This is a genomic window from Sorangium sp. So ce128, assembly GCF_051525245.1.
GTDB classification, from domain to species: Bacteria; Myxococcota_A; Polyangia; order Polyangiales; family Polyangiaceae; genus Sorangium; species Sorangium cellulosum_B.
In genome coordinates, this window is the sequence record NZ_CP150313.1 from 728,546 (window position 1) to 743,908 (window position 15,363).

General features: G+C 73.2%; 9 protein-coding genes. 6 read left to right on the forward strand and 3 right to left on the reverse strand.

Going from position 1 to position 15,363, the window contains the following annotated elements; translation table 11 throughout:
• Nucleotides 1-112 precede the first annotated feature (112 nt).
• From WME82_RS02930 to WME82_RS02940, 3 genes are all read right to left on the reverse strand, one after another.
• A complete protein-coding gene (locus WME82_RS02930) occupies nt 113-457 on the reverse strand; it encodes an HU family DNA-binding protein (protein ID WP_437297590.1) in 345 nt (114 codons plus the stop codon).
• Nucleotides 458-592: 135 nt separating this feature from the next.
• Nucleotides 593-2,983 (reverse strand): hypothetical protein, encoded by a 2,391-nt coding sequence (locus WME82_RS02935; protein ID WP_438041580.1) that lies wholly within the window; start codon nt 2,981-2,983, stop codon nt 593-595.
• Between the two features lies 1 nt (nt 2,984).
• Nucleotides 2,985-5,405 (reverse strand): hypothetical protein, encoded by a 2,421-nt coding sequence (locus tag WME82_RS02940; protein WP_438041581.1) that lies wholly within the window; start codon nt 5,403-5,405, stop codon nt 2,985-2,987.
• A 438-nt stretch (nt 5,406-5,843) separates the two neighbouring features.
• Here WME82_RS02940 and WME82_RS02945 point away from each other — a divergent pair, with 438 nt between their 5' ends.
• The 6 genes from WME82_RS02945 (at nt 5,844) to WME82_RS02970 (ending at nt 15,241) form a co-directional block, all read left to right on the forward strand.
• Nucleotides 5,844-8,267 (forward strand): thioredoxin domain-containing protein, encoded by a 2,424-nt coding sequence (locus tag WME82_RS02945; protein WP_438041582.1) that lies wholly within the window; start codon nt 5,844-5,846, stop codon nt 8,265-8,267.
• A 489-nt stretch (nt 8,268-8,756) separates the two neighbouring features.
• Nucleotides 8,757-10,628 carry a GAF domain-containing protein gene (locus WME82_RS02950; RefSeq protein ID WP_438041583.1) on the forward strand — a complete coding sequence of 624 codons (1,872 nt, stop codon included), beginning with the start codon at nt 8,757-8,759 and terminating at the stop codon, nt 10,626-10,628.
• Between the two features lie 12 nt (nt 10,629-10,640).
• On the forward strand, nt 10,641-12,332 hold the full coding sequence (locus WME82_RS02955) for a sensor histidine kinase (protein WP_437744016.1): 1,692 nt from the start codon (nt 10,641-10,643) through the stop codon (nt 12,330-12,332).
• The gene (locus tag WME82_RS02960) at nt 12,329-13,222 is read left to right on the forward strand and encodes a TIGR02757 family protein (protein ID WP_438041584.1); all 894 of its coding nucleotides are present in this window, start codon (nt 12,329-12,331) and stop codon (nt 13,220-13,222) included. The genes WME82_RS02955 and WME82_RS02960 overlap by 4 nt, the downstream gene beginning before the upstream one ends.
• 689 nt (nt 13,223-13,911) lie before the next feature.
• A complete protein-coding gene (locus WME82_RS02965) occupies nt 13,912-14,037 on the forward strand; it encodes a hypothetical protein (protein WP_438041585.1) in 126 nt (41 codons plus the stop codon).
• A gap of 4 nt (nt 14,038-14,041) precedes the next feature.
• Nucleotides 14,042-15,241 carry an alpha/beta fold hydrolase gene (locus WME82_RS02970; protein WP_438041586.1) on the forward strand — a complete coding sequence of 400 codons (1,200 nt, stop codon included), beginning with the start codon at nt 14,042-14,044 and terminating at the stop codon, nt 15,239-15,241.
• Nucleotides 15,242-15,363: the final 122 nt, after the last annotated feature.

Consider the following 15,363-nt stretch of genomic DNA (forward strand, 5'->3'; position numbering starts at 1 on the left):
GCGCCTCGGCGCGCGCGGAGAGGGCGCAGGGAGTGACCAGGGCGCCGCGAGCGACGTCGTCACGCCGCCACGCCGTGGGGCGCGTCACGTCACGGACGCGCCGCGCGCCGCCTCATTCGTCGTCGGTCTCCTCGTCGTCCTCGTCCTCGTCGTCGTCGTCACCCGAGATCGCGTATGCGCGGCTCGCGTTGACGAGCTCCTTGAGCTCCTTGCCGACCTTGAAGAACGGAAGGCGCTTGGCGGGCACGGGCACCGGCTGGCCCGTGCGCGGGTTCCTGCCGCTGTAGGGCTTGTACGGCCTGACCGTGAAGCTGCCGAACCCGCGGATCTCGATGCCTTCGTTGCGCTGGAGCGCCTGCGTCATCGCGTCGAAGACGCAGTTCACCACGAGCTCCGCTCGAGCCTTGGTGAGCTCCCCCCGTCCCGCGATCGCGTCGATGAGCTCGCTTTTCGTCATGGTCCACCTCCCCCCACCCGAGCGGACCGCCGCCGGCGCTCGACTTGCCGCTTTCCACCGCAGAGCTCCAGGGGATGCGCCGCTCCAGGAGCCGCACGACAACAGAATCCTATGAAAAGCTCGCATGTTACGGGACTAGCGGTCAACCGAATTCCCGCCCACAACAGAGAGCGCGTCGAGCGCGAAGAGGGCTCCGGTTTGTCCCTGCCCGGCCTGCCCGGTCTCCCCGGTCTCCCACGTTGCCGCCGCGTCCTCGCGGGCGAGGGAGAGCTCGATTCCGACGGCACCCTCGGGGATCGGATACGGCGGGAGCTCGGCGCAGGCGAGCGGCGCGCCCCGGGGGCTCGGCGCGGCGGGCTCGACCCGCCAGACGTGGAGCAGGGCGCCGTCGACGAGGAGGCGCACCTCGCCGGCGCCGTCGCCCGAGAGCGCCACGCGCGGGCTGATCCGGGCGCCGCGGAGCCAAGGGGCGGGCAGGCCGACCCGGACGACGGCCTCGCCGCGCCCCGCCGCGTGCACCGCGAGCAGGCGCCCGCCTGACGCGCACGTGCCGCCGGCGTGCTCGGGAAGCGCGAAGGCGCCGCGCTGGTCGCGGGGCGGCCACAGCGACTCGCCCTCGATGCGGGCCTCGCCGGGCGGCTCGGCGTCGAAGACGAGCGGCGTGATCGAGACCGAGGCGAGGCCGCCTCCGTCCGGGATAGCGAAGCGGTAGCGGTACGCGGGGGGGCGACCGCGGGCCTCCCACGCCATGCGGTCGATCGCGTCGCCCCGGTAGCGCAGCACCGCGACGTCCTCCGGGGCGGGATCGAAGCCGAGGTTGAAGCCGTGATCGGTGTCGACGAACACGAGGCCGCGCGAGACGCCCGCGCGCGCGACGGCGGCGGGGTCGAACATGGGCAGGCCGCCCTCGCGATCGCGGAGCGCGGCGTGGTCGAAGCCCGCGCGGAAGGCGAAGCCGGCGAGCGGGAGCGCCGCCGCGAGGAGCGCCGCCGGGAGGAGCGCGCCACGCCGGCGCGCGGGGCCGCGCTCCGCGTGCGCCGCCGTCGCCGCGCGCTCGGCGAGCGCGAGGGCGGCCATGGCGGCGAGGACGTGCTCCACCGGCAGCACGTCGGCGAAGAAGCGCGCGCCGCCTCCCGGGTAGTTGCCGTCGAAATAGAAGGGGGCGTAAGCGGCGACCTGGAGGAGCGGGGCGATCGCGAGGGCGCGCGAGCGCGGCCGCCGCCAGGCGATCACGGCGCCGGCGAGCACGAGCAACGCGAGCGGCTCGGCGTTGAGCGCGTCCACGAGGTGGAGCTTCAGGCGGCGCAGCGTCGTGCCGGCAGCCGCCAGAAAGCCGTATCCTTCCGCGAGGTTGTGACGGACGAAGTCGCCGTGCTCGCCGAGGCAGCCGACGCCGGCGCCGAAGCCGTAGCGGAAGCAGCCGGGCGGGCCGTCCGAGACCGCGTAGTACGCGGCCTGCGACGAGGCGAAGGCGCCCGTCGCGGCGCGCTGGTGGGCCGCGAGCAGCGCGAGGCCGGGGAGGGCGCCGATCGCCATCGCCGCGGCGAGCCGCGCGAGCCGCGGCGAGGGGCGCGGCGGCGGATCGCCCTCGCGCGGGCCGGCCACAGCGCTCCCCGGCGCGATCGCCGGCAGGATCACGAAGGGCAGCGTCGCAGCGAGGGCGAGCGCGCTCGGCGGGCGCGTCGCCGCGAGCCAGCCGGCGGCGAGCCCGCCGAGCGCGGCGGCGCGGACCGCCGGACCGAGGGGCCCCGTCGCGGCGCCCGTCGACGCGGCGGCGCGTTCCTCGTCGAGCGCGCGCCGCGCCGACGCGAGCGCGACGGTGAAGCAGAGGGCCGCGAGCCCGTGCGACATCGTGTCGGCCGTGTGGTAGCGGAGCGCGGCGCAGAGCGCCGAGAAGAGCGCGGCGACGAGCGGAACGAAGCGGATCGGCGCGGCGCTCCCGGACGGGGCCGGGCCCTCCGGCGCGAACCGCGCGGCCAGGTCGTAGGTGGCGATCGCGAGCGCCGCGGCGAGCGCTGGGCCGACCGCGAGCGGCGCGCCCGCGAGGAAGCCCAGCGCGAGCAGGGCGGGGTAGCCCGGGGGGAAGAGGACCGCTACCTCGGCCGCGCCGCGCCCGGCCATCGTGTCGCCCATCGCGTCGCTGCGGACGAGGAAGCGGCCGAGCACGGAGGCCGCGGGCTCATCGAGGGGCCACGCGAGGTAGCCGGCCGCCATCGCGCGCGCCTCGAGCCAGTAGCTGGTCGCGTCGATGATGCGGGGGCCGCCCCGCAGGTAGACCGCGACGTACGCGGCCGAGAGCAGCGCCGCGACGACCGAGAGGGCCGCGGCGATCGCGGCGCCCAGGGCCGCGCCGGAGCGGGGCGCGGGGTCGCGGCCCGAGCGCGCGGCGCCGGGGCGTGGAGGCGCGGGGCCGGCCCGCGCGGTGGCGGGCGAGCGGCGGAGGAGCCAGGCGCCGGCGAGCAGCGCGGCGACGGCGAGCGCGAGCGCGATCCATTGCGCGGGGTCGCGGGGCAGGCCGGCGCGCACGTCACTGTCCGGCGAGCGGGCGCGCGCCGACGCCGCGCGCGGGGCGATCGAGGATCCAGACGTGGTGATCGACCCACTCCCCGTCGACCGGCGTGAGCGTGAGCGTGAACGTCTCGGGCAAGCCCTCGGGGAGGTCGAGCGAGGCCTCGGTCCAGCCGTCGCCCCTCTTGAGCGCGAGGTGGCCGATCTCCCGGCCGTCCGCCGTCGCGCGGATCGTGGCGGCGCGGGGCGCGGCGGTGCGGACCACGAGCCTGCCCTGGCCCTCGCGGGGGGCGTGAAGGCGGGCCGCCTCGCTCCTGCCGCCCGGGATGACGCGCCCCGCGTCGAAGCGATCGTGCCCTGATCCGCGCGGATCCGGGAGGACGCTGAAGCCGACGAAGCCGGCCTGAGGCCGCGGGAAGGCGTAGCCGTGCTCCCGCTCGCTCACGAGATCGGCGACGTCGAGCTCGTCGACGACCCGCTCGTCCTCGCGCATCGACGCGGGCGCCTCGCCGTGCGCGAGCGGGCTCCAGTCGGCCTGGTAGATGACCTTCTCCGCGCCGCCGCAGATCACGTTGCCGACGACGGGGATCGCGGCGATCCGCCTGCCGAAGATGGCCGGGAGGTCGCCCCACCAGCCCGGGTAGATGGCCAGCGTGTCGGGGCGGTCGGCGGCGGGGATGCGCTCGATGAGCTCCAGCGAGGCGCCCAGGCCGTGGACGCCCGCGCGGGCGAACGGGAGATCGTGGTAGCCGCCGAGCCCGATGATGTCGAGGCCGGGCCGGTCCGACGCGTAGAGGAGCGCGCCCGCGTCGCCGACGAGGACGCGGCGCACGTCGAGCTGGGCGAGGAGCTTGCCGGCGACGAGGTGCTGATCGCGGATGTTGCGGCTGGCGCGGCCGAAGAACCAGATCTGGTCGCGCATCCTGGGCAGCTGGTGGGCCCAGAAGAGCGCGGCCACGGCGAGGGCGAGCGCGACGCGCGCGCACCAGAGGCCGCGCGAAAGGGCGCCGCCGCGGGCCGCGGCCGCGATGCCGCCGAGGGCCCCGAGCCGCGCTCTGATCCCGGCCGGGGCGCTCTCTGGCCGCTCCTGGCGGCGCTCGCCGCCGTTGGCCCATGCGGCGCGCGCGACGAGCAGCGCGAGCCCCATCGCCGCGAGCACCAGCAGCCAGGCGACCGCGGGCATGGTGTAGCGCTCGTTCTGCCAGCGGACCTGACCGTTCAGGGCCACGAGCGCGAGCCACCCGGCGACCTGGATCCAGAGCAGCACCGCGGCCCCGCGGGTCCTGCGCGAGGCGAGGGGGATGAGCGCGAGGGCGGGCACGAGCCAGCCCCAGGGGAGGGCGTCCGAGAAGTGGTGGTTGGTGTTGCGGGCGACGACATACGTCGCGAGGAACTCGTAGGTGTCCCACTTCTCGGAGGACGTCATGTACGGGTTGTTCAGCGCCAGCTTGGCGATGGCGCCGCTCGCCGCCCATTCGCCGGTGAACACGCGGTTGGCGACCGCCTGGGCGAGGCACGCGAGCGCGCCGGGCACCGACGTCCGGAGCAGGGTCGCGATCGCCGCGCGCGCGCCGTGGGCCCGCTTCACGGCGATGGCCGCGTACACGCTCAGCGCCGCCACGCAGACGACCGACTCCGGCCGGGTGGCGTAAAGGAGCGCGCCGGCGAGGCCGGCGGCCCAGCCGAGGTGGGCGAGGCGCTTCGGCGGCGCCGCGGCGCGCGTGCCATCGGCCGTCCGCGTCGTCCGCGTCGTCGGCTCGCGCGGCGCGTCGGCCGCGCGGGCGACCGAGAGCGCGGCGAGGGTGGCGAGCGCCCAGACGCCGAGGTGGAAGGCGTTCTCCATCCCGCTGAACAGCGACCAGTCGAGCGCGCCGATGGAGAGCGCCACCGGCGGCAGGAGGTACTTCGCCCAGCGCCCGACGGGCTCGAGGAGCCGCGCGCCGACGAGCAGGAAGCCGAGCGTCGAGGTGCACGCGACGATCGCCGCCCACTGCATCAGCAGGACGCCGCGGAAGCCGACGAGATAGCCGAGGGCGAGGACGAACGGGTAGCTCAGGCTCGTGTTCCCGCTCGAGAAGCCGTTGCCCTCGGACCACTCGAACGGGTACCCGCGCGCGGTGGCGCGGGCGTAATCGAAGTGGATGAAGACGTCGTCGAGCGGCGCCGACCACATGCCGCCCGTCTGCTGGTGCATCGCGCTGTAGAACGCGACGGCGGCGTAGAGGACACATGCGCCGGCGTAGGCGGCGAACAGGACCGGATCGACGCGCGGCCAGGCCGCGACCAGGCGATCGAGCCAGCCGGGTGGCACCGCCGGGCCGGCGCCCCGGGAGGCCGCGGTCTCGGTTCCGTCCGTTCCGTCGTGGGAGGCGCTGCTCGGTCGGGGCGCTGCGCTTCCGGGCGGCGAGGGGGAACCAGGGTCGGCGCTGGACGGTGACACGCGGCTCTTTTACACGACTTTCACGCAGCCTGACCCGAGGAGCCCGCCCGCGAAGGCTGAGGCCGCCAGCTCTGCCCAGCACGTTTGCAAGCGGCCGCTTCAGGATTGAAATGGGAAAGTCATTTTACTAGCGAAAGTCCCCGAACTCGGAAGGGAAGCTCCTGGCCCGCATCCTGCTCAATGAGCAGGGCAGAGCGCCCGTGACGGTCTCCCCCCCCCGCCGTCGAGCGGGCGCTCTTTTTTTTCTCCGTTGCCTCGCTGGTCGGATGGCTGGCGGACGGATCTGCGGGTGTTTCTTGGCAGGCGCTCGCCGTCTGTGCTCGCCGGGGTTCCCGTCGTGCGCCCGTCTGCAGCGATGGCTCGCCGCGGCCCGGGCGACCTGAGCTGTGGCCGTCCGTGTAGGATCCCGTCCACGGACCGCGACACTCGAGGGGGCTCATGCCTGCGCTACCGCCGTTTTCTCGTCTGTTCTTGCTGCAGTTCCTCTGGTGCTTTCTCGCTGCCTGCGCGTCGGGCGCGGTGCCCCCGTCTGCGGTCGAGCGGCCGAAGACGGTGGTCCTCCCCGCTCCCGCGCCGACCGTTGCTGTAGCGGCCGAGCCGGAGCCGGAGCCGGAGCCGGGCACCGCCGTGCCCGTCACCCGCGCGGATCCGTGGTGGGGCGAGCCGCTCGCGCCGGTCACCCTCGTGGTGTGGGGCGACTATGAGTGCCCCTTCACCTCCCGGCACATGGCGACGCTGGAGCAGCTGAAGCAGGCCTACGGCCCCGAGCGGCTGCGCATCGTCTGGAGGCACTTCCCGCTCGCGTTCCACAAAAATGCGCGCCCGGCGCACCTGGCGGCCCAGACGGTGTTCCGGCTCGGCGGGCCCGAGGCGTTCTGGAAGTTCCATCGGCTCGCGTTCGCCAACCAGCGCTCGCTCGCGCCGGAGTCGTTCGAGTCGTGGGCTGCCGAGGCGGGCGTCGATCGGGCGGCGTTCCGCGCGTCCTTCGAGCAGCAGCAGCACGCGCCGAAGATCGAGCGGGACGTCGAGGCCGGCCAGGCCGCGGGCGTCAGGGGCACCCCAGCCACCTTCGTGAACGGGGTGTTCGTCAGCGGGGCGCGGCCCATCGAGGACTTCCGGACCCTCGTCAACGAGCAGCTCCGGGCGGCCGAGGATCTCCGGCGATCCGGCGTCCCGCAGGAGCGCATCTACGCGGCCCTGTCCGAGCAGAACAAGGCGCGCGCTCCGGCCCCGACGCCGCCCACGGCCCCGGCCCCCGAGGACACGACCGTGTGGAAGGTGCCTGTCGACGGATCGCCGATCCGGGGCAACCCGGGCGCTCTGGTCACGCTGGTCATGTTCTCGGACTTCGAGTGCCCATTCTGCCGCAGGGCCGCCCCGACCGTCGACGGCCTCGAAACGAAGTACGGCGCTCAGCTGCGCGTCGTCTTCAAGCACAACCCGCTCCCCTTCCACGAGCGGGCCGAGCCCGCCGCGGAGCTCGCGCTGGAGGCCAAGGCGCAGAAGGGCGACGCGGCGTTCTGGAAGGCGTACGAGCTCTTGAAGACCGGGGGCCTCGAGGACGCGGACCTCGCGGCGCACGCGAAGTCCCTGGGCCTCGACGTGGCCCGCGCGCAGAGGGCCATCGCCGCGCGGCGCCACGCGGCGCGCATCGAGCGCGATCAGCGCCTCGCCGACGACCTCCAGGCGAGGGGGACACCCCATTTCTTCATCAACGGCAGGCGTCTCGCCGGCGCCCAGCCGGCGGAGAAGTTCGAGGCCCTCATCGACGAGCAGATCGCGCAGGCCGCGAAGCTCGTGGCCGCGGGCACGCCGCCCGCGAAGGTCTACGACGCGCTGCAGAAGGAAGCGAGGGCTGGCAACGCGCCCGAGCGGATCCTCGCCCCGGCGCCGACCAAGGACAACCCCGGCAAGGGAGCGAAGCCCGGCGCGAAGGTGACGATCCAGATGTTCGCCGACTTCCAGTGCCCGTTCTGCAAGCGCGTCCAGCCCACGATCGACGAGGTCATCTCCGCCTATCCGGGCAAGGTCCGCGTCGTCTTCAGGCACCTGCCGCTCCCCTTCCACACGCGGGCGCCCCTCGCCGCCGAGGCGTCGATCGAGGCGTTCCGGCAGAAGGGCGAGGCCGGCTTCTGGGCGATGGCGCAGCGGCTGTGGGAGGACCAGTCCGAGAACGGGCTCGGCCGGGAGGCGCTCGAGCGCCACGCGGCCGCGATCGGCCTCGACGTGGCGAAGTTCGGCGCCGCGCTCGACTCGGGAGCGCACCGCGCGGCGGTCGAGGCGGACCGGAAGCTCGCCGAGCGCCTGCACATCACCGGCACGCCGTCCTTCGCCATCAACGACTACTTTCTCGGCGGTGCGCAGCCGACAGCGCACTTCAAGCGGCTCGTCGACAGGGCGCTCGGGCCGCACGATCCCCCCACGAAGGAGTCGCTTCACGGCGCGGGCAAGCCCGCGGCCCAGCCGGGAGCAGCGCAGCCGGCGCCGGCCCAGCCGGGGGCAGCGCAGCCGGCGCCGGCCCAGCCCCCCGCGACGGCCGGCCAGATGGGGGCGAAGCACCTCCTCATCATGTATGCGGGGTCACGGCGGGCCCCGGCGCGCGTCGTTCGCACGCGGGACGAGGCGCGCGCGCTCGCCGAGCAGGTGCTCAAGAGAGCGCAGCAGGGGGCGAGGTTCGAGGACCTCGCGGCCCAGTACAGCGACGAGCCGGGGGCGGCGGCGCGCGGCGGCGACCTCGGCACCTTCTCGAAGGGGATGATGGTGCCCGAGTTCGAGCAGGCGGTGGAGAAGGTCGCTGTCGGCGCGCTGAGCGGGGTCGTGGAGACGCCGTTCGGCTTCCACATCATCCTGCGGACCCGATAGCGAGCGTGGGCGGACCCCCTTGCAGGGGTCGAGCTGCGCACGAAGCGAAATGCAGAGTTGCGCATCACGGATCGTCCCCCGGCCTGGATCGGATGTACGCCGGGTATCCCGCTTGCGCGCAGGACGGCGATCGCCTGGAGAAGAGCGGCGCGAGGTAGCCCCACCCATTCACCGCGCGCTCCATGGCGCGCGCGGCTCGACAGCGGGTGACCTCCTGCTCCCGCGGGGATACCCAGCGGCCGTTCAGTGGACGAACGGGTTCGTCCGCGGCGACTCGCGGCGCGGGCGGCGTGATTTCAGGACAGGCCCGATTCTCCTTGCCGGTCCCGGTTGAGAAGATTTCGCGCCATCCTCCAAAGGGGTCCGCGCGCTCTCTGCGCGCTCCCGTGCGGCCTGCGCGTTGACCCCTCTCGCGCGCGTCGAGTAGAACGATCTTCGCGCCAGAGCGCGCCACCCAGTCAGCGCCCGCGCGGATTGGAACCGCAAACGATGCGTTGGTTCGTCGAGATCTCGTCGTTAGGCCAGAACGCTCCGCCGAGCAGGAAGGTGTGCGTCGAGGCCCCGCAGTGGCAGCCCGCGCTGCAGAAGGCCCGGGCGCTCCGCGGCGATGGGGGCCCGCTCAACAATTTCTCGGTGGATCTGCTGGAGAGCGGCTACCGAGCGATCGATCCGGCGACGCGCGTGCGGTACGTCGTGCAGCGCGCCCCGGACGACGCGGCGCTGACGGACGGGACCGACACGTCGGCGGGCGCCTCCCCGGCCGGGGCGGCTTCTCCAAAGCCGGCCGAGCCTGCGGGGCGTGTCGCAGGGAAGCGCCCGATCGCGCCCACGGTCCCGTTCATCTCGATGGGGACCGCGCTCCTCGTCTCGGAGCCAGCGGGCGCCCAGGCGCAACCGGCGAAAGGCGGGGAGGCGGCGCCGGGGCGGGATGCGCCGCAGGAGCGAGGCGCCGAGCCGGAGCGAGCGCCCGCGGAGCTGCCACCGTATCAGCTCATCTCACAGCGCGAGGAGAACCCGTCCGAGCGCTCGCCGCTCACGTACCGAGAGTTCGTCTATGCGGTCGCGACCGGCACCCCGCGCGATCTCGTCAGCGCGCTGCTGATCGATCGGCTCGAGCGCGCACGGCAGCGCATCGACGACGCGCGACCGGGCAAGTTCATCCATATCGCCGTGTTCGATCACGTCTTCGACGGCCGGCCTCAGCGCAGCCCGCTCGCGACCCTCGCCTGGAAAGACTGGCGCTCGGCCGAACCCGAGATCCAGTTCCGCCCGCGCACCGGCGGCACCGCACCGCCGCCGGCCATGCCGCCTGCGGACGTGGCGCCGCCGGTTGCCGTGCCGCCGGCCGTTGCGCCGTCTGCGGCGCCGCCGGTTGCCGCGCCGCCGGCAGACGCCGCGCCCCCCGCGGCCGTTGCGCCGCCTGCGGACGTGGCGCCGCCGGCCGTTGCGCCGCCTGCGGACGTGGCGCCGCCGGCCGTTGCGCCGCCTGTGGACGTGGCGCCGCCGGCCGTTGCGCCGCCTGCGGACGTGGCGCCGCCGGCAGACGCCGCGCCGCCTGCGGACGTGGCGCCGCCGGCTGCCGCGCCGCCTGCGGACGCGGCGCCGCCTGCGGACGTGCCACCGCCAGCCGCCGCGTATTCTGCGGACCTGCCGCGGCCAGCCCTCACGCCGCCGGCCGACGTGGTGCTGCTCGCCGTGCCGGCCGACCAGCAGGGGGCGCCGCCACGTCTCCAGCTCGTCCCGGAGCCGCCCGATGTCGCTGCCCCCACGCCGGCGCCGCCGCGGCGGCGCTCCTCCTTCCCCCCGAAGAACGGGCGCCTCTCCGGCGACGACCTCATCGCCGAGCTGTTCGAGGCGTGCAGCGACCTGCACTTCCTCCAGGACACCCTCGCGGGCGCCGACTTCATCCTCGCGCTCACGCTCGACAAGATCCCGTGCGCCCTCGGCCTCGTGTCGCTGTTCGACATCAACCGGCGCGAGTTCGTGGTCGTCCGGCAGTACGGCGGCAAGAGCGCGCTCCTCGCCAGGCTGTCCGAGCGGGCGCCGCTCCCGCTGGCCGCCATGCGGTCGAGGCGCGCCGTCGTGGTGCCCGACGCGGCCAAGGACGAGCGCGTCATGGACGAGCGGTGGAAGGCGATCGGCGTCGAGCTCCGGAGCGTCATCTGCGCGCCTGTCGAGCTCGCGGGCCGCTACCTCGGCCTCCTCGAGCTCGGAAACCCGCTCGACGGCAAGCCGTTCTCCGAGAGCGACGGCAACGCGCTCACCTACATCGGCCAGCAGTTCGCCGAGTTCGTCGGGGTGCGCGGCGTGGTCCTCGAGCCCGGCCTCGTGACCGCGGGGGCGAAGAAGGCCGCCCGCTAGCGGAGCCGAGCGATGGACCTCCTCCCCTCCGCTGGGAAGCGCCATCGCGTCCCGTACTTCGCCCTCGTCCCCGCCATCGTCGTCGCCGTGCTCGTGCTCGGCGGGATCGCCCTGCGCACGACGCTGCAGATCGAGAAGGCGCGGCAGCAGACCGTCTTCGACGCGACGCTCACCCTCGCCGACGAGCGCGTCGACCGGCTCGACAAGCTGATCATCGCCCAGGACAACGTCGTCGCCGCGCACGTCGACGTGGCGAACCTCTCGGTCATCGCGCGGCGGTGGCTCCCCACGGCGGCCCGCGAGACGCCGACCGTGCGCGCCATCCTGGTCCTCGACATGGACAACGAGGCGCACGACGTGCTCGCGTTCGCCTCGCGCGGCGCGTCCGGGCGGGAGGACGACGCCTTCCGCAAGCTCCTGCTCGCCCGCCTCCTGCCGCAGATGAACTTCGCCGGCGACACGACCGAGCTGCGCCACCTCCACCACGTCATCGATCAGCAGAGCCTGCTCGTGAGCTACTGGCAGCGCGAGCACGTGGGGCGCAAGTGCCTCATCGTCGCGTGGCACGAGGTGCCGCGCCTGGTCCACGAGGTGATGCCCCGGCTCTTCCGCGACCTCGATCGCGAGAAGAGCCGGATGAACGTCATCGACGAGGAGGGCCGCATCGTGTTCGGCCCGCCCATCATCGGCGGCGAGTTCACCGTCGGGCGCCCCTTCCCGACCACGCTCTACAACTGGCGCCTCCAGATGGCGCTCACCACGGCCGAGGAGCTCGGCGAGAAGGTCGAGCGGCAGCGCCTGATCGAGATCCTGATGGTCGGCTTCTCGGCCCTGGTGGCGCTGGCCGGGCTCGCGATCGTGGTGCTCGCCTCCGTGAACGAGCGGCGGCTCGCGGCGCTGAAGAGCGACTTCGTCGCGAACGTGTCCCACGAGCTCAAGACGCCGCTCTCGCTGGTCCGCATGTTCGGCGAGCTCCTCCTCGGCGGCCGCGTCCCCAACGACGAGAAGCGCCGCCAGTACCTGCAGATCATCGTGAGCGAGAGCGAGCGGCTCACCGCGCTCATCGAGAACGTCCTCGATTTCGCCCGCGTCGAGCGGGGCAAGGCCGCCTACGAGTTCGCGCGCGGGAGCGTCGCCGAGGTGGCGACGCGCGCCGTCGACATGTACCGCTACCGCGCCGAGCGCGAGGAGATGACCGTCGAGCTCACGATCGCCGAGGGGCTGCCCGAGGCGCTGATCGATGCGCGCGCGCTCGAGCTCGCCCTCGTGAACCTGCTCGACAACGCGCTCAAGTACGCGAAGGACGGCGGCCGCGTCGCCGTCGCGGTGGAGGCCGAGGGCGGGGGCGGCGGGCGCCTCGCCGCGCTGACGCGCCAGGCGAGGCAGGTCACCATCCGGGTGAGCGACCGCGGGCCGGGCATCGATCCCGACGAGCAGAAGCACATCTTCGAGCGCTTCGCGCGCGGGCGGCGGGCGAGCGAGCGGCAGGTGCGCGGCAGCGGGATCGGGCTCGCGCTCGTGAAGCACATCGCCGAGAGCCATGGCGGCGCCGTGCGGGTCGAGAGCCCGCTCACCGACGACGGGCGCGGCAGCGCGTTCGTCGTGTCGCTCCCCGCGCTGGAGCACGACCGGGAGGCGCAAGAGCGCGCCGCGAACGCCGAGCCGGTCGTGACCGATCCGGCGCCGGACGCGGGGTCGCCGTGAGGGCGCGCGAGAGCGGCGAGGCGGCGCCCCGGCGGAGGGACGCCGCGCGGGGCGCCGCGGTCAAGGCGGCGCTCGACGGGGTGCGCGCGCGGTGCGCCGTCGAGGAGCGCCGCGCGCGAGACCCGGTCTCCTTCGTCCATCGCTACACGGATCCGGCCGATCAGGAGCTCGTGGCGCTCATCGCCGCGTCGCTCGCCTTCGGCAACGTGAAGGCGCTGCACGCCAAGATCGGCGAGGCGCTCGATCGCCTCGGGCCGGAGATCGCCCTCACCGCCGACGACGCCCGGGCCGTCTCGGCGCGGCTGCGCGGCTTCCGCCACCGGATCTACCGCGATCGCGACCTCGTCGGGCTGATCGTCGGCGCGCGGCGGGTGCAGCGGGCCTCGGGCTCGCTCGGCGCCGCCTTTGCGGCCGAGCTCTCGCGCACCGGCGACCTGCGCCAGGCGCTCGGGGCCTGGGTGCGGGCGATCCGACGCGCCGGCGGCCTCGACCGGCGTCCGGACGACCGCGGAGCCGCGCACATCCTCCCCGATCCCGAGAAGGGCAGCGCCGCCAAGCGGCTCATGCTCCTGCTGCGGTGGATGATCCGCCCTGCGGACGGCGTGGACCTCGGCCTGTGGCCGGTGCCCCCGTCGGCCCTCCTCATCCCGGTCGACACGCACATCGAGAAGCTCGGCTACAATATCGGGCTCACCGATCGCAGGGGCGCCACCTGGAAGACGGCAGAGGAGATCACCGCGGCCCTCCGCGGCTTCGATCCAGCCGACCCGGTCAAGTACGACTTCGCCCTCTGCCACCTCGGCATGCTCCAGCAATGCCCGTCGCGGCGCGATCCGGTCCGCTGCCAGGGGTGCGGCGTGAAGCCGGTCTGCCGCCACTGGGACGAGTGAACACGCCCCGCACGGCAGATTTCCGTCCGGAACAGCTACAACCCTGATCAGTTCGAGAACGTGAAGGCCTTCGAATTTGAATCGGATTGCAACTGTGATTTGCAACCGTGCAATAGTGGCTGGTTGTGTTTGGTGTAAGTATTTGAAATTCTATCCTGCGTGGGGCGGCACAGAGCCTGCAAAATGACAGGCGAGCGCCGTCGCGGAGACCTTCCCCCCCCAGGTCCGCGAGGCGCTTTTTTCATTTTGTCCGCGGCAAGCGCATGAGCGCGGCCGTCCGGCAGACGGTACGGTAAGAAGAGCGCCGCAACCGAGCCCCCCCGAGCTCTGCTGCGGCGTTCTTCTTGCCGTGCCCCCTTCCCGGGTGCTTACGGGACCCTTGCCAGCTCTCTCCTCGCCCTGGGGTGTTGCGATCCGCATGCCACGTTCCGGGTTGGTAGATCTGGAACCTTTGTGCACGCCTGTGCTGGAGCTCTCGATCTCGCGTCGCGGTAGGCCTGGGCACATGGTCATGTCCCCGCGAGACGCGAATCCCAGGGAAAACGAGCCGTTGCCAACGTGCGTTTCCACCAGGGGCAGTCGCCCCACGCGCTGTCCGGCGCGATGGGGTGGAGTGGCTTCCGGAACGCTGTGTGACTTTTTCACGCGCTGCAGGAGATGATCGTGAAACGTGCTGTTCCCATGGATTCATGATCATCCAGACGAGCGAGCTGGATTGCGGCCTCGACGAGCGACTGGCCTGTGTTCCGTCCATCCTGGTGAAGAAGAATGTCGAGGTTGCCCGCATGCGGAAGCAGCGCCAGCAGGTAGATTGACCGTATGGTCTGGACATTCGGGGCAACGCTCCTGGTGGCGCTGGCGCTCGCGGTGCTGGCGGCGATCGGGCTGTGGGCGCACCTCCTTTACTGGGTCAAGCGGCTGACGCTGCCGCTCGAGTACAGCGTGGAAGAGGTCCTGCGGACCGAGGATGGCGCGCCGATCGAGATCCGCCGCGTCCCGCGCCCGGACGGCGCGGAGGCGCAGCCGGACCTGCCGCCGATCCTGCTGGTCCACGGGCTCGCCGCGAACCACAGAAACCAGGACATCCACCCCGATTACTCGCTCGCTCGCCACCTCGCCACGCTCGGACGCGACGTGTGGTTGCTGACGTTGCGCAGCGGCCGCCTCCTCACCCGCGCCGAGCGCCGCAGCGTCCGGTTCTCCGCCATGGTCCGGTACGATCTTCCCTGCGCCATCGAGGCGATCCTGGAGCGCACAGGCGCCCGTTCGCTGGATTATGTCGGCTTCTCCATGGGGGGCATGCTCCTCTATGCGGCGCTTGGCCGGAGCGTCGCCGGCGATCGGGTCCGCCGCGTCGTCATCGTCGGCTCGCCTGGCCGGCTCACCACGCCGGTGCGCCTCATGCGCTTCCTGCCGGGCCGGCTGCTGCCGGGCGTCCCGCTCCGCCTCATGGCACGCAGCGTCGCGTTCGCGTCGGAGTGGCTGCCGACGCCGATCCATCACGCCGTGGCCAACCCGCGCAACGTGCCTCCCGGCGTCACGCGGCTCGCGCTCGTCAACTGCATCGAAGACATCCCTGCAGCGCTGAACGCCGACTTCGCCGCGTGGATGGCGAGCGACGGGGAGATCCGCGTGGACGGCGAGAGGGTCCTGGACGGCCTCGCCTCGGTCGGGGCGCCGGCCCTGTTCATCGCGGGCAGCGCCGACAGGATAGCCCCCGCCTCGGCGGTGCGCGCGGCGTTCGACGCATGGGGGCGCGACCGCCCGGAGACGCCGAAGCGCTTTCTCGTGCTCGGGCGCGACTTCGGAGCGCGGGAAGATTACGGTCACGGCGATCTGGCCGTCGGCGCCTATACCGGCGTCGAGCTCTTCGAGCCGATCGCTCGTTTCCTCGGCCCCGATCTGCAGGCCGAAGACGCGCCCGGGCCCGAGACGGGCGCTGTGGCGCTGGAGGCCATCCAGACGCGTCAGCCGACATCCGACGAGACCGCTCCGATGCCGGATCTCCCGGCCGCCTGACGCCCGTGGAGGTCGATCGCGCGCGTGTGGAAGTGCGGTGATCGACGATTGCAGAGCGAAAGCGAAGAGGCGTATCCTCGGCGCCGGATCTCTCGGAGCCACGCGGTGGCCGGCCTGTCCGC

What these genes read in the sequence shown, in the direction of transcription:
- WME82_RS02945 (WP_438041582.1), top strand. Translation starts at nt 5,844, where the DNA reads ATGCCTGCGCTACCGCCGTTTTCTCGTCTGTTCTTGCTGCAGTTCCTC.
- WME82_RS02930 (WP_437297590.1), bottom strand. Translation starts at nt 457, where the DNA reads ATGACGAAAAGCGAGCTCATCGACGCGATCGCGGGACGGGGGGAGCTC.
- WME82_RS02955 (WP_437744016.1), top strand. Translation starts at nt 10,641, where the DNA reads ATGGACCTCCTCCCCTCCGCTGGGAAGCGCCATCGCGTCCCGTACTTC.
- WME82_RS02950 (WP_438041583.1), top strand. Translation starts at nt 8,757, where the DNA reads ATGCGTTGGTTCGTCGAGATCTCGTCGTTAGGCCAGAACGCTCCGCCG.
- WME82_RS02970 (WP_438041586.1), top strand. Translation starts at nt 14,042, where the DNA reads ATGGTCTGGACATTCGGGGCAACGCTCCTGGTGGCGCTGGCGCTCGCG.
- WME82_RS02965 (WP_438041585.1), top strand. Translation starts at nt 13,912, where the DNA reads ATGATCATCCAGACGAGCGAGCTGGATTGCGGCCTCGACGAGCGACTG.